Below are 17,502 nucleotides of genomic sequence, written 5' to 3' on the forward strand. Positions count from 1 at the left end.
GCCGCCTTAAGGTGATTGGATGAATGCAGCCAAAGGATTCGCACCATGCTGGACAAGAGCCACAAACCCACCTGGACCAGTTTTGAAGAGGCAACCAAGGCCGATTGGGATGCGGTCATGGACTATGAAGAGGCTTATAACGCGGAGTTACCGGATCGTATTCTCGATGCTATCCGTTCACTGGACGAAGAGTGGACACCTTATCCGGTGAACCGATATCAGCACAGCCTGCAGGCTGCGACACGTGCTTATGAGGACGGTGCGGATGAAGAGTTGATTGTGGCGGCCTTGATCCATGACACCGGCGATATCCTGTCGCCCTATAACCACGGAGAACTGTCAGCGGCGATGATGAAGCCGTATGTCAGCGAGAAAACCCACTGGATCCTCAAGCACCACTGCGTGTTTCAGGGATATTACTACAACCACCATCTTGGCGGCGACAGAAACGCCCGCGACAGGTATCGCGATAGCCCTCACTGGGAAGACTGCCGATATTTCTGCCATGAATACGATCAGAAGGCGTTCGACCCGGATTATCCGACCAAACCGCTGGAGTTCTTCGAACCCATGCTGCGCCGCGTTCTGAACAAAGGCGAAGGGCACATGGAACTGAATGAGACCGCCGAGGGTTAACAGGCGGCCATCAGGCGATAGACGATCTGGGCGGCGGTAAAATCCCAGGCGGCATTGCCGTTCGGGGCAAGTTCGACGACGTCGAAACCCACACATTTTCTGCCCTTCAGGGCGTGTTCCACCAGGCGCAGGGCTTGATAATATCCCAGCCCGCCGGGGACGGGTGTTCCAGTGGCGGGCATGATTGCCGGGTCCAGCCCGTCAACGTCAAAACTGACGTACACCAGTTCGGGAAAATCCTTGGGCAGATCAACCGAGTGGATGTTGCCGGTAACCAGTTCTTCGGCGTCTACATGAAACACGTGATTTTTCAGGCGGCTTTGGGCTTCTTCGGTCGAAAAGGCGCGAACGCCGAATTGCGCCAGACGGATACCTTCTTCGGCAAGAAGATGCATGACTGAGGCGTGAGAATGTTTCTCGCCCTGATAGGCGTTGCGCAGATCAGCATGGGCGTCGATCTGCAAGATACCAATCGGTTGGTTTAGAGCGCGGGCAACACCCAACACTGCGCCGTAGCTAAGTGAATGCTCTCCACCTAGCGTCACCGGGATTTTGCCGGCGCGAACGGCCGCTTCCGTGCGTTGGGCTAGGCGTTCCATTATCTCTGACAACGCTGCATCGCAGTCGACGGGTTCTTCGGTCAAGATCCCCTCGACGCAGGGCTCGGCGTGGCCAGTGATGCGTTCCAGTTCATTACTGGCTTCGATAATTGCGTCCGGGCCTTTGGCGGTGCCCGCCCCGTAAGATACAGTGCGTTCCAGCGGCACCGGGATCACACGGAACCGCGCGTCCTCAGTGCGCTCGGATGCGGACAGTTCACTGTCGAGGAAAATACTCATGAGAGGCGGCCTTTAAAGTCGTCATAGCCGAACTGTTTGATGATTTTCAGTTCGTCCGTTTCGCTGTTCCACAGCGCTATAGTCGGCAGCGGAACTCCGTTGAAGGTGTTGGTTTTGACCATCGAGTAATGCGCCTGATCGAGGAAGGCAAAGCGCTGGCCGATTTCCAGTGGTTTGTCCCATGTGTAGTCACCGATCACGTCGCCCGCCAGACAGGACGGGCCGCCCAGGCGATAGGTATGGCCTGCCTCGGCCTCATTCATGAGGGCGGGGCGATAGGGGGCTTCGATGACGTCCGGCATATGGCAGGTGGCCGAGATATCGGTGATCGCAAGGGTCATACCGTTGGTCGGCAAGTCGAGGATTTCGCCAACCAGAATGCCCGCATCCAGGGCCACAGCCTCACCGGGTTCCAGATAGACGTCGATACCGTGTGTCTCACGGATGGATTTGATGAAGGCGACCAGCCCGTCGCGGTCATAGTCATCACGGGTGATATGATGCCCGCCGCCGAAGTTCAGCCATTTGAGTTGGCCAAGGTACGGTTTGAGTTTTGGCTCAACCGCGTCCCAAGTCCGCTGCAACGGCTCGAACCCCTGTTCGCAGAGCGTGTGCATGTGCAGCCCGTCCACGCCACTCATAGTCTCGGCGGTCAATTGGCTGACCGGCGTGCCCAGACGCGAGCAGGGCGCGCAAGGGTCGTATTTGGGGATTTCGCCTTCGGAATGTTCCGGATTGATGCGCAGACCGACCTGTACGCCGGCGGCTTGGGCTTTTGCCAGAAAGCGGTCCTTTTGCGCGGGTGAGTTGAAGATGATGTGGTCCGATAGCGACAGGATTTCGTCCATGTCCGCGTCTTTATATCCGGCGCAGAAAGTGGCGACCTCGCCGCCATATTCCTCGCGCCCCAGCCGCGCCTCATAGATGCCGGACGCGCAAGTGCCGCCGAGGTGTCGGCGCACCAGTGGGGCCAGCGAGAACATGGAAAACGCCTTAAGCGCGCTCAGGACATGTGCGCCGGAACAGGTGCCGATCTCGGAGAGGATGGTCAGGTTGCACTCTACGGCTTTCTCATCGACCACGAAGCAAGGGGTGGGCACGCGGTTGAAGTCGAAATTGCGGAAAGCACCGGCATCTCCGGCTTGGGTGGTCATCATGTCGGACAATTCGGGTGTCTCCGGATTGTGGAGAGGCCGGGGGGCGCTGCCCCCCGGACCCCCCGAGATATTTATAGCCAGATGAAGCTGATGCGGATCAGAAATCGACGGGGCCGTCGAGTTCGTGGACCTGCCACGGCAGGCCGTGGGTGTTCAGCATGTCCATGAAGTCGTCCGGGTCGAGCTGTTCCATGTTCCACACGCCCGGCTGGGTCCAATTGCCTTTCAGCACCTGCGCTGCACCGATCATGGCGGGGACGCCGGTGGTATAGCTGACTGCTTGGCTGCCGACCTCGGCATAGCATTCCTCGTGATCGCAGATGTTGTAGATATAATAGGTCTTTTCGCCCGAGCCGTCCTTGGCCTGACCTGTGGCGATGTCACCGATGCAGGCTTTGCCCTTGGTCTCCGCGCCCAGATCGCCGGGATCGGGCAGCAGGGTTTTCAGGAACTGCATCGGGATGATCTCCTTGCCGTCATGCATCACCGGGTCGATGCGGGTCATGCCGACATTTTCCAGCACTTTGGCGTGAGTGATATAGGCGTCACCGAAGGTCATCCAGAAGCGGGCGCGCTCAATCTCGGGGAAATGGGTGCTGAGCGACTCCAGTTCCTCGTGATACATCAGGTACATGTTCTTGGGGCCGATGGCGGGGAAGTCGAACTCGACCTTGTGGGTCATCGCCGGGCTGTGCTGCCATGCGCCGTTTTCCCAATGGCGCACCTCGGCCAGCACTTCGCGCAGGTTGATTTCCGGGTTGAAGTTGGTGGCGAATTCTTGATCGTTGCTGCCGCCATTCGCGTCCAGCACATCGATCTGACGGATCGTATCCAACTTGTGCTTCTTCAGCCATTTGGCGAAGACGCTGGTCACACCCGGATCGAAGCCCGAGCCGAGGATGGCAGTCAAACCAGCCTCTTTGAACCGTTCTTGATAGGCCCATTGCCAGTGGTATTCGAACTTGGCCTCGTCCTCGGGCTCATAGTTCGCGGTGTCGAGATAGTGGATGCCGGCCTCAAGACACGCGTCCATTAAAACCAGATCCTGATACGGCAGGGCCAGGTTTACGAGGATTTCTGCACCCGTTTCTTTGATCAGTTTGACTGTATCTTCAACCTTGTAGGCGTCCAACTCGGCAGTCGTGATGTCTACACCAACACGTTCTTTCACGGCTTTGGCGATGGCATCGCATTTTGACTTGGTTCGGCTGGCCAGCGTGATCTCGGTAAAGATGTCCGAATTCATCGCCATTTTGTGCACGGCTGCGTGGGACACGCCGCCCGCGCCGACAACCAGTGTTTTGCCCATGGGATAGTCTCCTCTCAAGGGGTTATTCGTAATAGGTGTAGCCGTTGATCGAGTCGCGATAGGCGCTCATCAGGGTTTTTCGGTCCTTGGCTTGCAGAGTACCGGTCGAAATCGCCTCGTCCACCATTTTGCGGAACGCGGCGACACAGTCTTGCGGGTCGAATTCCACATAAGACAAGACTTGAGAAATTGTGTCGCCCTCTTGTTCATGCAGCAAGTCGAAGCCACCGTCGGTGCGCAGGTCGATGGTGACAACATTGGTGTCGCCGAACAGATTGTGCAGGTCGCCAAGCGTTTCCTGATAGGCGCCAACGAAGAAGACGCCCATGAAATACTCGCCTTCTTCGGGCAGCGAATGCACTGGCAGGCTGGGGGACACGCCGTCGGCCAGTATGAAACGGTCGATCTTTCCGTCGCTGTCGCAGGTGATGTCGGACAGGACCGCGCGTCGGTCTGGTGTTTCATTCAAGCTTTGCAGCGGCACGATCGGGTGTAATTGGTCGATGGCCCAGACATCGGGGAGGGATTGGAACAGCGAGAAGTTGCAATGGTAGATGTCTGCGACCTTCTCAAGCTGGTCATCCACTTCCGTGTCCAGATCATCACTTGCCGCCAAGGCCTTGAGCCGGGCCATAAGGGACAGGTAGATGCGCTCGGCCCGGGCCATCTGGCGCAGGTCGACATACCCGCGTCTGAAAAGCGCGCGCAATTCATTGCGATAGAAAGTTGCGTCGTTCCAGCATTCCTGCAGCCGATCCTTGCTGAGATAGCCGTGTACTGCGGCGAGGTCCGAAACCATGTGGTGGTCATCGGGCTCGGCCATTGGTCCGTTCGGGGCGTCGTAGAGTGTGCTTTCCAACACGTTGAAGACCAGCATGGACGACGTCGCAACAACCGCACGGCCGCTTTCGGTGATCAGTGTGGGGTGGTCGATTTCAGCCTCGTCCATGGCGTAAGCCACGGTTTCGACTACGTTGGCGCAATATTCCTCGACCGTGTAGTTGATCGAGTTTTCCGCGGCCTTTTTTTCGCCCGTGTAATCCACCCCCATGCCGCCGCCGAGATCCAGGTAGCTGAGTGGTACACCTTCACGCGAGAGTTCGGTGTAATACCGGCATGCCTCGCCAACAGCGCGGCGCACATCGTTAACGTCTTGCACCTGTGAACCCAGATGCGAATGTTGCAGCTTGAGGCAGTGCAGCAATCCCGCCGCTTTCAGCTTGTCCACGGTGGCAACAAGCTGGTCGGTGTTCATTCCAAAGGCGGAACGGTCGCCGGAACTTTCTTCCCATTTGCCGCTGATCTGATTGGTCAATTTGACCCGAACGCCTATTAGGGGCTCGATCCCCAGTTGGTTATAGACCTCGATGACGGTATTGGCCTCTTTTGGGCTTTCCAGCACGATGACGGTGTTGAACCCGATCTTGCGAGACAGGATCGCCAATTGGATGAATTCAGCATCCTTGACGCCATTGCAGACGATCAGCGCTTCGGGGGCCAGGCGATGGGCCAGGGCCACCACCAGTTCAGGTTTTGATCCTGCTTCAAGGCCATAATTGTATTTCTTGCCGAACTCGACGATCCGGTCGACCACCTGCGCCTGTTGGTTCACCTTGATCGGAAAAACACCGCGATAGTGGCCCTTATAGTTTACGCGCGCGATTGCCTCGGCAAAGCTCTCGTTCAGGTGCGCGATTTCATGCTCTAGATAAGAAGCAACACGCAAGACCATCGGGGCTTTGATCCCCCGGTCGTCCAGATCGCTGAGGATACCCGGCAGGCTGATTGCCTCGGCCTCGGGGGCCATCGGATTGCGCAGAGCTATCTCGCCCCTTTCTGTCACCTCAATGAGGCCATGGCCCCATTTCTCAACCCCGTAGATGGAATGCGGTGCGTCGGGCGTCTGTTTCAATCAGATCAGTCCTTAACTTGGGTGTGCTGGTTTAGCGCCTGCCAATACGGCAGCAGTTTGATTCGTCCAAGTGTAAACTGTGAGAGGGTTCGCCGCCGAATTCTAGCCGTATGCACGGATCGGGATCAGGTGGTTGTCCCACTGGCAATCCGACCGCGCGGTGATTTCGGCGCCGGTGGTCGTCAGAGTGCCAAATGCACCGGTTCCGGTGGTAAACGCCAACCCAGCCTTGCCGGCGCCTAAACCGCAAACATCTTCGAACACTAAAGCTTCGATGAATGCTCCGCTATTTACGTCGAAGCGGTGCAATGCATCGCCTCGTGGACAGGTGATCGCAACCGATTGGCCATCGGTGGAAAAGGCAATGCTGCCAGCATACCCTTGCAACTCTCTTTGCTGCGTTTCGGGCGCTGACAAAAGGCGAGGCTTTTCGCCCCTTTGGTGAAGCCCCAGAAGGGCAGGGTACTTGGTCTGGCTGCCTTGCCATTGCATTGCAAAACCCACTAGACCATCGTCACGCACCGCAAGATGGCGGATCGAGTTTTTGTGCAGCGCGCGGGGTAGCGCTACTTGCTCCAATATCGAACCCGAAATGTCGAGATAGCTCAGGTTGGGCTGCATCGTTGGCAGATTTAGCTTGGTCCGACCGCTGTCGGGGTGTGTCTCGATGCCGCCATTGGCGATGACCAGTATGTCGCCACCGGGCAGCAAGCGCATGTCGTGGGGGCCTATCCCACCTGACGAGAACTCTCCCAGCCGTGCGAAGCTGATCGCGTCCCAGACGCCAACCACACCTTCTGCGGCCTCATAGTCGTTTTCGGTTGTGAAAAACTGTGTTCCATCAGCCGAGAATGCACCATGCCCGTAGAAGTGGCGGCCATTGGGTGCCTCCAGCCGCTTTAGGACAGAACCATCTGTACAATCAATTACAATTGCAAAGGTCCCGGGGCGGCGGGCAAAGGCGACCGCTTGGGCTTTGAACGGATGGGCCGCGGCGGCGTGCCCGCGCGCGGGTAGCGGTATAGCGAACAAAACTGCGCCCGAGTTATCCAGGCCGGACAGGCGGTAGCTACCATCTGGGAATAAGGCAGCGGCCAGATAGCGGGGCGCGCCGACGGACGCCCAGCCCGGCACCGAAGCAAGACTGGCGGCACCAAGGCCTGCAAGAAATTCGCGGCGGTTCGTCAATGGTCAATCCCCATCCAGTGAGTTGAATCCGGCGCTGATGCCGAGCGTCGGGCCAAGCTCGGTCGCGGCGATCTCGCGAATGTCGTTGATCGATTGCTGCAGCGCTTCGATGCGGACGCGACCTTGCGGTGTCGCAACACCGGCGAGGGCGGGGTCGTCCAGTGATTGAGCCCGGTCGATGGCCCGCGCGAAACCGGCATCCAGATCTGCAGCAATCTCGGGGTGGTCAAAGGACAGACGGGCGGCCAAGTCACGCAGGGCGATCAGAGACAGCGTGACATGATGCAACGACCGCTTGGACCGCCGCGCTTCAGCACGGTTCGGGCGCGGACGCTCGAACGTTCCTAAAGGGCGTCCAATGCGTGTGTCGGCTGTGAACTCTAGCCCCGTTGTAAGCGCCTTGAACAGCTCCTGCATTGCCTCATCGCCCGAGCGATAGGGGCTGTTGTCCCCCGGCTGCGTCAGTCGTGGTGCGTAGCTTTGCCAGTCCGCGTTGATCGCGACGGCATTTCGGTTGATATCAGTGGTGATGGCGCGGATAAGCGCGCAACGATAGTCGGCGCTTCCTTGTTCTGTCATCGCTGGATCAAAGAGCATTCGTTCCAATGCAAAAAAGCCGCGCCCGGCGATTGAGGTTTCGGCAAAGGCATCAGGGTCGTCGACGGCAGTGTCTTCACTGGCGATGTGTCGGGACAGGGTTTTGGGCGTGAATCCTTTGGTATCTGGCCAGAAAGCCAGTGCAAAAGCGCGATCGTCAGCCTCGGACGGCCCAAAACGTAAATGGCTGGCCGAAATCCAGCTATCGAATGCCGTGGCGTAATCAGCGCGCAGGTCGTCTGACTCCGATTCGCAATCTGTTTGGGTTGTGGTCGACAAAGCACCGGTTGCGTCAGCCAGCTCTGCAAAGCGCGGTAGAATATGCGTTTCGGTCACATCCATCAAAATCGGAGCACGATCCTGTGCAAAGGCGCCCAAGGGCACCAGCAGGGCGGCGGCGAAAGTAAGGCTACGCATGGGTCAGAGGCTCCCAAGAAAGCGGATCAGAGCGTCGCGGTCGGCTTTTGGCATTGAAACAACCGTGTCACGGGCGGCCTGCGCCTCGCCACCATGCCAAAGGATGGCTTCAAGCAGGGATCGCGCGCGACCATCGTGCAGGAGTTGGGTGTGGCCCGAGACGCGCTGGGTCAGGCCGATGCCCCACAAAGGCGGCGTGCGCCATTCGCGGCCCGTTGCGCGGGCCTCGGGGCGGTGATCGGCCAGACCCTCGCCCATGTCGTGCAACAGCAGGTCGGTATAGGGCCAGATAAGCTGGAAGCTCTGTTCGGGCCTATCGGGCATCCTGTGGGTGACATAAGCAGGCGTGTGGCAGGATGCGCAGCCCGAAGCAAGAAACACTTCTTTCCCGCGCAGCACTTCAGGGTCATCGGTGTCTCGGCGCGCCGGAACACCGAGATTGCGGCTGTAGAAGGCGACGAGGTCCATGCCAATTGCGTCAATCTCGAATCCCCGCGCATCGTTGTCTCCGTGCGGAGCATCAATGCAGTTGGCCTGCAATTCGGTGCAATCGCCGTACGGCGCGGGGTAAAGCGGACTTGATATGCCGATATCACCTGCGAAGGCCGCCGCCGATTGCTCCATCACCGTGGGCATCCCGGCCTTGTGGCCAAAGCGGCCCATCATTGGTTCGCCAAATTCCGTCGACCATACGATGTTCGGACGGCCCGAGATACCATCGCCATCTTCGTCATCAGGATCGGCTTTGGCCAGCAAGTCCTCAACCGGAATTGATTCCAGCAACCCCAGTCCGATCATCTGCGGCGCAACTCGAGGGCTAAGCATCGCGTCCGGGTGCAGCGGGCCATAGCCTAAATCGGCGGCCTTATAGCTGGGGCGGCGGAGCGAGGCCGTTTCGCCATCGGACAGCGCGACGGGGACTTCCTCATACGTGATGTCCAGCCGATATTCTGCGGGATGGCCTGCCAGAGCGAAATCCTGCAGCTGAGTGCCATAATTCGGATCAGGCAGGGTGGCGATATAGTCTTTGATCTCGGCAGGCGCGTCCTCTGGCTTGCCGGGAACCGAAACTCTCAGGAACATCGAGACGGCATTGTCATCCGGGCCGTTAGGCGTATGACCGCGCCCGTCCTTGATGTGACAGCGCTGACACGAGCGGGCGTTGTACAGCGGACCCAAACCGTCCGAAGCCAGAGTGGACGACGGAGACGAGACCCAGATCTTTTTGAACAACCCGTTGCCGACTTTGAAGTCCAGCTCCTGTTCGAAGCTTAAATTGGCGGAGGGCTGAGAAAACGCGTCCGCATCAGTGCGCGCCCGCACGGTCGCAGCACCAGCGGACAGTTCTTCGAACCGCTGCGGCACACTGAAGTCATCCGGCGCAGCTGTGACAGCGTCGATCCGGGCGCGTTCTTCGGCAGTTCTTGGAAGGAAATTTAGATGAGAGTCCCGCAGCTCGGTGGCTTGGGAAGAGGTGGCCGTGAGTGCGGCCACCGATGCAAGGGCAAGCTTACTCGCCTTCGTCCATCTTGGATGCGTTAAGTTGCGCATAATTGGCTTCGCCAATCCTTTCATAAAGGTCGAGCTGCGTTTCGAGGAAGTCGATATGTCCTTCTTCGTCGCTGATTAATTCTTCGAACAGGCCCATGGACACATAGTCGCCGGCCTCGCGGCAGTATTCCCGCGCTTCGACATAAAGCGCCCGCGCGTCTTGTTCGGCGGCTAGATCGCATTCCAGTGTTTCTTTCGGGGTCTGCCCGATGCGGAGTGGGTCAAGTTTCTGCAGGTTGGGGTGGCCCTCCAGAAAGATGATCCGCTCGATCAGCTTGTCTGCATGGCCCATCTCCTCAATGGATTCCTCACGGCTTTTCTTGGCCATATGGCCAAGCCCCCAATCCTCTTGCAGGCGGTAATGTAGCCAGTACTGGCTGACCGCCGTCAGTTCATGCCGCAGTGATTTGTTGAGGTATTCTATGACCTTGGGATCGCCCTTCATGTGCTTTCTCCTGTGATACTTCGGATCGTAATGACCGAAGCTGCATGGGGACTTTAAGATTATCGTCTGCGCGCATTGTGTCTAGGAAAAGCGGCATACATCCGCCGCAATCCGCTGACTTGCCGAGGGCATGATAGATCTTGCCGGGAGTGATGATGGTCTGTGGGTCTGCCGTGCGCATCCAATCGATCGCCGCTCGGATATCGTGGTCAGAGATGTTGGTGCAATGGCAAACGATCATGGCGACTCAGTCGGGGTATGCTATTTCCTAGTGAAATAGTAGGTTATTGAGGGTGCGTCCAGTGCCAAGACGCCACACCCGGTGTTGAGAAAGGCCGAGAGCACTAAAAATGCGCCCGGCCATGATGCCTATTGGAATACCGCGTCAGGGTTATCCAAGCTGTCCGAGCCTTCGAAATCGATCTGGTCAAGCTCCAGCACGTTCACGATGCGTTCGATGGTCTTGGTCTGATCGACCAGTCCATTGACGCCACCCATAATCAGCGCTTCGCCACCTTCATTGCCGCGTTCCAGCATCTGGTCATACGCAAAACCCGCTTCGGCGGTTGATTTGATACGGCCTAGCGCCAGCATGGTGTTGGCCAGCTTGGCTTTCATCTCTGTATCAAGCGTCGGATCGGCTGCGGTCACCAGATCCGATAGGGATGCACCCGAAACAGGCGTGCCATCGATGCGGGTATAGCTGCCCAAATACACATTCTGGATGCCCAGGCCGTCATAGTAATGGCTGTTATGGGTGTTGTCCGAGAAGCAGTCCTGCTCTTCCTCGGGGTCGTTCAACATCAGGCCGAGGCGCATACGCTCACCCGCCTGCTCGCCGTAGGACAGCGAACCCATGCCGGTTAGGATCGCACTAACGCCAGCAGTTTCATTTGCGGCAAGAGCGGCACGTGCGTCACCATCTTCGGCCCACTGGGCAGTCATCCATTCCAGATCACTAATCAGCAGATCGGTTGCCGCTTTCAGATACTGGGCGCGGCGATCGCAGTTGCCACCTGTACAGCCGTCACCAACTAGATAATCGGTATAAGGACGACTTCCTGCGCCCGTGCCGTGGCCGTTCAGGTCCTGACCCCACAGCAGGAATTCGATGGCGTGATAGCCGGTGGCGACGTTCGCCTCGATCCCGTCAGCCTCATGCAGCGTATCCGACAGCAGGGCAGGGGTAATTTCGCTGGCGTCGATGGTCTCGCCAGACAGATCAAAGCTGGGGTTGGCGATGACGTTCAGCGCGGCAAACTCGTTCTCATCGCTGGGGCCGCCGTAGGAGGAATCCACATAGTCTATCATGCCCTCGTCCAGAGGCCATGCGTTCACCTTGCCTTCCCAATCGTCGACGATGGCGTTTCCAAAGCGATAAACCTCGGTCTGCTGATACGGCACGCGCGCGGCGACCCATGCGGCACGTGCGGTGTTCAGAGTGGCATCGGATGGGTCAGCGATCAGGGCGTTGACGGCAGCTTGCAGATTCTTTGCTGCAATCAGACTGTCGTCATATTTGGCTTCGGCGATGTTGGAATATGTGGTCAGAACATCGGCTTTGGACGGGGCCTCGGCGACAGCTGTACTTGCGATACACAAGGTCAGGGCACTGGCCGCGTTGAACAATCTGGTCATGTGGAACACTTTTCTTTCTTAGCGGGATTCGGACCCCGGCAGGCACAGCGGGGCTGGACGGGGCAATTTCTTAGTGAAATAGTCGGCAATGTCAACCTGAGTTTTATTGTCGGGTATTATTCCTATTTCTGACTAACCATATCTGGGGAGCCCGATGCACCCGGCGAACATTGCGCTGAGGCGCAATTGTATTAAAATGCCCTACGGTTTGTTTGGTTAATGGTGAACAGAATGAAACGCGCGGCCGTTGTTCTTGCGCTAATACCAGCCGCGCTGATGGCGCAGGCAGAGACCGCCATCGAAGCGCATACTCATGGCGCGGGTCATATGGCAATTTCATTCGTTGAAACCGGATTTAGCCTGACGCTTGAAGTGCCAGGCGTAGATATTGTTGGGTTCGAACACACTGCCGAGAACGAAGATGAGAGGGCGGATGTTGCCGTCGCAATCTCGGACCTTTCTAAACCGCTTGAGATCTTTGAGGTGCCGCCTGAAGCGGGGTGTGTGACTGCAACGGCCAATGTCGCGCTTGTTGGTGATGTCTTCGTTCAGGATGAGGGGCAAGTCAGCGATAATGCCGTGCATCACACCGAATTTCAGGCCGATTATCTGGTGCAGTGTCAGGAGCCGTCGTTAGTGAATTCAATTCAGTTCACCTATTTCGAACGGTTTGCGCGCGCCGAGCGCTTGTTTGTTGAACTGACGTCATCCTCGGCCACACAGAACCTTACGGTGGAACGCCAAACGCCACATTTGAAGGTGCCAAACTGAACCGGCGTGTGCCCGCAGTAGCAAAGCTTGACGGTCAACCAGACTGATCCCGAACCAATGCGGCCTGCAACGCGCGGTAGGAGTCCTTTGGCCTTCTTTCCAGCGTCTCGAAATCTACATCGACCAGCCCGAACCGTTTTTCATATCCCAGCGCCCACTCGTAATTGTCGAGAAGGGACCAGATGAAATATCCCTTGATCGGAACGCCGTGGTCCAGGGCCTTACACACTTCGGCAAGATGCTGGTTCAAGTAGTCAATTCTGTCAGCGTCGTTTTGACGTTCTGCGCTCGCCATGCCATTTTCGGTCACGTAGATAGGCAGGTTTCCAGTATACTCTTGCGCGGTCCGGATCAGGAAACGGGACAAGGCTGCCGGATCAATCTCCCACCCCATTTGCGTTTTTGGCAAGGGGCCAGGGACGTCGGTGAAGGAAGGCCAAGACGTATCTGCGCGCGTTATCAACTTGCGCGTATAGTAATTGAGCCCACACCAATCGACAGGTGCAGCTATCGTGTCGAAATCATCCTGCCACTTGTCCGGCAGATGCGGCTCCAATCCTTCCAGAACATTTTGAGGGTAGGATTTCTTGAAAGCGCCGCCCAGGAAAAAGCGGTTGTAAATCCCGTCGTAAAGCGCCGCCGCAGTCTGTGCCTCATCGCTGTCGTCAGCAGGTTCCGCCCATTCAAGGTTGAACACTGCGCCAAGGTTCGACATGCCCAATCCGCGCATAGTTTCGATTGCGCGGCCATGGGCCAGCAATACATGATGCATCGCGCGCGCGGTTGCCCGGATGTCGCGCAAGCCGGGGGCATGTTGGCCTTCGAAATGGCTCAGCCAGCTTACACACCAAGGCTCGTTGACAGGTGCGACGCTGAACATCCGATCGCCTATGCGGCCCATGATGATCTCGGTGAAGTCTGCAAACCAATTCGCGATATCCCGGTTTCGCCAACCGCCCAGATCGGCGAGCGGTGACGGGAGTTCCCAGTGATACAGCGTTGCGCAGGGTTTGATGCCGCGTTCAAGCAGCGCATCGGTCAGGCGATCATAGAAATCCAAGCCTTGCTGATTGATCGGTCCGCGCCCTTCGGGCAGCACGCGCGCCCAACTGGTTGAAAAACGGTAACAGTCGAAGCCTGCGCCCCGGATCAGATCCAGATCCTGTTCGAACCGGTTATAGTGATCGCAGGCCAAATCTCCGTTTTCCGCATTGGCGACGTTACCTGGAGTTGCGGCGAAACTGTCCCAATGGGTCTTGCCTGCGCCCCCATTGGCGTGTCCCTCGATCTGATAGGCCGACGTCGCCACGCCAAACTGAAAATCTGGCGGGAAATCTGCGCGTTTGTACTTCATATCACATCCTTTGTGGGGCTGGCCCCGTCGAGCTGCCGACGACAAGTTCAGCCTCCAGCAAGCGCGTTTTGGGTGGGTCATCCGGAGCGTTGATCCGCTCGATCAGCATTTCGGCAGCCACCTCGCCCGCGTGTCTGACCGACGAGCGCGTTGCGGTGAAAATTGGAACATCCATACCATTGCGCATGTATGACAACTCGTCATCATGAGCGATCACCGAGATATCGCGCCCCATTTTCAGGCCGCTTTCTTCCAGTGCGCGCCGGACTCCAACCGCAGAGATAATCGAAGAGGCCAAAATTGCTGTTGGCGGGTCGTCGAGCTTCAGCATGTCGCAGGCTGTCTGATGCCCATAAATCTCGGTCATCTCAGCGCTGCGCAGTAGGTTTGGATCAGGCGCGATCCCGGCTTCTTTGAGCGCCGACAGATAGCCGTTCCTCCGCCGACGAGCGAAATCCATTTCCTCGAGCCCGTTGATCAAGGCGATGCGCCGATGGCCCAGATCGATCAAAAACCGAGTAGCGCGTTCGAATGAACGCTGGTTGTTCACATCGATCCAATCATAGGGCTCTTTGGCGTAGGTCGACCGGCCATGAACAATGAAGGGCACGCCGAGGCGCGATAATACCGAGATGCGCGGCTCTCGTACCTTGGGGCCTTGCAGGACCACGCCGTCTACGACGCCCCGATTGAACAGGCTGCGATAGGATTCTTCAATTGATGTGTCCGGCGCGTGCGTGAACATCATGTCATAATTGTTCGCCGCATAGGTTTTGGCTGCGCCTGCCACAAAATCTCCGAAAATCGGATTGACCATTTCGTGCCGGGACGAGGTGGGAATCACATGGCCGATGACCATAGACCGCCCTGTCGCCAGCCCCTTGGCGCGGCTGTTGGGGCGGTAACCATGCTTGTTCGCAGCAGCCTGAACCCGGATGCGCGTCCCTTCGCTGACCTCCGGGTAACCGTTCAGCGCGCGGCTGACGGTTGTTTGTGAAAGGCCGAGGATCTCAGAGAGTTGCTTTAGGTTCATTTTACTCAAAGCGCCTTCAAATTGATGCCCATTTGTTTTGTTGTGAAAACCTAGCTCAGTCAACATGTTTCGAGAGAATGTCTTAGAATGGCAGTTTTTTAGGTGTTAGTAGGCGAGATATTGACAGGGTCTGAATGTTAGCGGATAAAGTACGGCATCCAAAGCGCTTTGAAAACGAATCTCGTTTGCGCCGAAAATATTGGGAGGAGAACTCATGAGACACGCACTTTATTCGGGTGCGGCGGCGATCGCTCTGCTGGCCGGGTCGGTACAAGCACAAGATTTGGTCTTCGCGCCGGGCGAGGGGCCGTTCAACTGGGACAGCTACAATGCCTGGGCCGAAAGCGCCCCGGATCTGAGCGGTCAGACGGTCACGATTTTTGGTCCGTGGCTGACCCCGGAAGACGGTTACTTCAACAACATGATTGCCTATTTCGAAGAGGCGACTGGCGCAGATGTGATCTATACCGGTTCCGACAGTTTCGAGCAGCAGATCGTTATCGATGCCGAGGCAGGATCAGCCCCCAATATCGCGGTCTTCCCGCAGCCAGGACTGGCGGCGATCATGGCATCCAAAGGGCAGCTGACACCGCTGGGTGAAGATATGACGGCCTGGGTTGGTGATAATTATGCGGCTGGCGATTCCTGGGTTGATCTTGGCACTTACAAAGACGCTGACGGCAATGACCAGATGTATGGCTTCTTCTACAATGTGAACGTCAAGTCTCTGGTCTGGTATAACCCGGAAAACTTCGAGGATGCCGGATACGAAGTGCCGACGACAATGGAAGAACTGAAGGCCCTGACCGAGCAGATCGTCGCCGATGGCGAAACCCCGTGGTGCATTGGCCTGGGATCGGGTGCCGCCACCGGTTGGCCCGCGACCGACTGGGTTGAAGACATGATGCTGCGGACTCAGCCGCCCGAGGTTTACGACCAGTGGGTGACAAACGAGATCCCATTTGACGATCCGCGCGTTATCGCCGCAATCGAAGAGTTTGGCTGGTTCGCGCGTGATGACGCCAAGGTCTCGGGTGGGTCAGATGCTGTCGCCTCGACTGACTTCCGCGACAGTCCCAAGGGTATGTTCTCATCGCCGCCCCAGTGCTACATGCACCGTCAGGCGTCTTTCGTTCCGGCCTTCTTCCCCGAAGATGTCGAGTTCGGCCTGGATGCAGATTTCTTTTACATGCCGTCTTTCGCAGACAAGGACTTGGGTAACCCGGTTCTGGGTGGCGGTACTCTGATGGCGGTAAGCAATCCATCGGATGCGACCAGCGCGTTCATGGAGTTCCTCAAGCAACCGATTGCACATGAAGTCATGATGGCACAAACCGGATTCCTGACCCCGCATAAGGGCGTGAACACCGAAGCCTATAAGGATGATACTCTGCGCGGTCTGGGTGACATTCTACTGGGCGCGACCACCTTCCGCTTCGACGGCTCGGACCTAATGCCGGGCGCCGTGGGTGCGGGTACGTTCTGGACCGGCATGGTTGACTATACTGGCGGGAAATCCGCCGAAGAAGTCACCGGCGAAATCCAGTCATCTTGGGACGCAATCAAGTAATCCGCTGAACCTTCGGGCAACCTTTCAATCAGGTTGCCCGAAACCCTAGCAAGGGAGAGGACGCCATGAATCCGGCAATTCAGGGCCTGCTAACAATCGTAATCGGTGTGTCGGGATGCGTGGGCTATTTCTACCTGTCCAACCAATTTCTGGATAAAGTCCTGTTCCCTGCGCGTGGACCGAACGCGGGTCGCAATATCAACCGCGCGAATATGATCCGGCCCTGGCTGTTTCTGCTTCCCGCGATCCTCGCCCTTGGGGTCTATCTTGCCTATCCGGTGTTTGAGACGCTGCGCCTGTCGCTGACTGATCGCGTAGCCGGAGGCGGATATGAATGGGCGGGTTTTGACAACTATACCCAGATGGTAGCCGAGCCGAAATTCTGGGAGGCGATGCGCAACAACATGCTTTGGCTGATTGTTGTACCTGCCATGTCCACCGCATTTGGCCTGCTCGTGGCGCAGCTAACGGATCGCATCCGCTGGGGTAACGTCGCCAAGTCGTTGATCTTTATGCCGATGGCGATTTCTTTCGTTGGCGCCTCGGTAATCTGGAAACTGGTCTATGATGCACGTCCGGCCGATCAGGATCAGATCGGCGTCCTGAACGCGATCTACATCTTCTTTGGTGGAACCGAAACGCACACCTGGCTGACCCTGCCTTTCTGGAACAATTTCTTCCTGATGATCGTGCTGGTCTGGATACAAACCGGCTTTGCCATGGTCATTCTGTCCGCCGCGCTGCGCGGCATCCCGGAAGAGACCATCGAGGCCGCCATTCTGGACGGGGCCAATCCGTTCCAGATTTTCTTCAAGATCAAAGTGCCGCAGATCAAAACCACGATCATGGTGGTCTGGACCACCATCACCATCGTGGTCCTCAAGGTCTTTGACATCGTTTTTGCGATGACCAACGGCCAGTGGGAGACCCAGGTTCTGGCCAATTACATGTACGACAAGATGTTCCGCGCCAATGACTGGGGCGTGGGATCGGCATCCGCCATGGTGATCATGTTGCTGGTGACGCCGATCCTGATCTGGAACGTGCGCAATGCGCGCAAAGAAATGCAGTAGGAGGACCGGGTT

General features: G+C 57.3%; 16 protein-coding genes. 4 read left to right on the plus strand and 12 right to left on the minus strand.

Annotation, left to right across the window (positions count from 1 at the left end; all coding sequences use genetic code 11):
- Positions 1–45: 45 nt before the first annotated feature.
- Entirely contained in the window at positions 46–636 is a 591-nt protein-coding gene (locus tag ACRZ96_RS05240; RefSeq protein WP_480771886.1) for an HD domain-containing protein, read from the plus strand.
- Here ACRZ96_RS05240 and speB read toward each other — a convergent pair.
- The 10 genes from speB to ACRZ96_RS05290 all read right to left on the minus strand — a co-directional run bounded on the left by speB (position 633) and on the right by ACRZ96_RS05290 (position 11,689).
- Positions 633–1,475, minus strand: a complete 843-nt coding sequence (gene speB / locus ACRZ96_RS05245; protein ID WP_480814296.1) for an agmatinase — start codon at positions 1,473–1,475, stop codon at positions 633–635. The two genes, ACRZ96_RS05240 and speB, sit on opposite strands and share 4 nt — an antisense overlap.
- Positions 1,472–2,641, minus strand: coding sequence for a carboxynorspermidine decarboxylase (nspC, locus tag ACRZ96_RS05250; RefSeq protein WP_480771887.1), 1,170 nt, complete (start codon positions 2,639–2,641; stop codon positions 1,472–1,474). The genes speB and nspC overlap by 4 nt, the downstream gene beginning before the upstream one ends.
- Positions 2,642–2,729: 88 nt before the next feature.
- Positions 2,730–3,941, minus strand: coding sequence for a saccharopine dehydrogenase family protein (locus tag ACRZ96_RS05255; RefSeq protein ID WP_480771888.1), 1,212 nt, complete (start codon positions 3,939–3,941; stop codon positions 2,730–2,732).
- Positions 3,942–3,963: 22 nt separating this feature from the next.
- Entirely contained in the window at positions 3,964–5,853 is a 1,890-nt protein-coding gene (gene speA, locus ACRZ96_RS05260) for a biosynthetic arginine decarboxylase (RefSeq protein ID WP_480615101.1), read from the minus strand.
- 102 nt (positions 5,854–5,955) lie between these two features.
- A complete protein-coding gene (locus ACRZ96_RS05265) occupies positions 5,956–7,041 on the minus strand; it encodes a DUF1513 domain-containing protein (RefSeq protein ID WP_170661646.1) in 1,086 nt (361 codons plus the stop codon).
- A gap of 3 nt (positions 7,042–7,044) precedes the next feature.
- Positions 7,045–8,055, minus strand: a complete 1,011-nt coding sequence (locus ACRZ96_RS05270) for an imelysin family protein (RefSeq protein ID WP_170661648.1) — start codon at positions 8,053–8,055, stop codon at positions 7,045–7,047.
- Between the two features lie 3 nt (positions 8,056–8,058).
- Positions 8,059–9,549, minus strand: a complete 1,491-nt coding sequence (locus tag ACRZ96_RS05275; RefSeq protein ID WP_480706952.1) for a di-heme oxidoreductase family protein — start codon at positions 9,547–9,549, stop codon at positions 8,059–8,061.
- A gap of 16 nt (positions 9,550–9,565) precedes the next feature.
- The gene (gene bfr, locus ACRZ96_RS05280; RefSeq protein WP_170392566.1) at positions 9,566–10,051 is read right to left on the minus strand and encodes a bacterioferritin; all 486 of its coding nucleotides are present in this window, start codon (positions 10,049–10,051) and stop codon (positions 9,566–9,568) included.
- The gene (locus ACRZ96_RS05285) at positions 9,999–10,292 is read right to left on the minus strand and encodes a (2Fe-2S)-binding protein (protein ID WP_170392565.1); all 294 of its coding nucleotides are present in this window, start codon (positions 10,290–10,292) and stop codon (positions 9,999–10,001) included. Before ACRZ96_RS05285 ends, bfr begins: the two co-directional genes overlap by 53 nt.
- Before the next feature lie 128 nt (positions 10,293–10,420).
- Positions 10,421–11,689 carry an imelysin family protein gene (locus ACRZ96_RS05290; RefSeq protein ID WP_480814297.1) on the minus strand — a complete coding sequence of 423 codons (1,269 nt, stop codon included), beginning with the start codon at positions 11,687–11,689 and terminating at the stop codon, positions 10,421–10,423.
- 231 nt (positions 11,690–11,920) lie between these two features.
- On the opposite strand from ACRZ96_RS05290, the gene ACRZ96_RS05295 reads away from it, so the two are divergent.
- Positions 11,921–12,460, plus strand: a complete 540-nt coding sequence (locus ACRZ96_RS05295) for a ZrgA family zinc uptake protein (RefSeq protein ID WP_170402185.1) — start codon at positions 11,921–11,923, stop codon at positions 12,458–12,460.
- A gap of 34 nt (positions 12,461–12,494) precedes the next feature.
- On the opposite strand, the gene ACRZ96_RS05300 is transcribed toward ACRZ96_RS05295, so the two are convergent.
- Both ACRZ96_RS05300 and ACRZ96_RS05305 read right to left on the minus strand, forming a co-directional pair.
- Positions 12,495–13,814: a GH1 family beta-glucosidase gene (locus tag ACRZ96_RS05300; protein WP_480706950.1), complete on the minus strand. Its 1,320-nt coding sequence runs from the start codon at positions 13,812–13,814 to the stop codon at positions 12,495–12,497.
- 1 nt (position 13,815) lies between these two features.
- A complete protein-coding gene (locus ACRZ96_RS05305; protein ID WP_170402179.1) occupies positions 13,816–14,847 on the minus strand; it encodes a substrate-binding domain-containing protein in 1,032 nt (343 codons plus the stop codon).
- 214 nt (positions 14,848–15,061) lie between these two features.
- On the opposite strand from ACRZ96_RS05305, the gene ACRZ96_RS05310 reads away from it, so the two are divergent.
- Together ACRZ96_RS05310 and ACRZ96_RS05315 are read left to right on the plus strand one after the other, a co-directional pair.
- Positions 15,062–16,417, plus strand: a complete 1,356-nt coding sequence (locus ACRZ96_RS05310; RefSeq protein ID WP_480814298.1) for an ABC transporter substrate-binding protein — start codon at positions 15,062–15,064, stop codon at positions 16,415–16,417.
- 65 nt (positions 16,418–16,482) lie between these two features.
- Positions 16,483–17,490 (plus strand): carbohydrate ABC transporter permease, encoded by a 1,008-nt coding sequence (locus tag ACRZ96_RS05315; protein ID WP_170402173.1) that lies wholly within the window; start codon positions 16,483–16,485, stop codon positions 17,488–17,490.
- The last annotated feature ends 12 nt before the right edge of the window (positions 17,491–17,502 follow it).

It is taken from the genome of Ruegeria sp. CF1 (assembly GCF_056537445.1).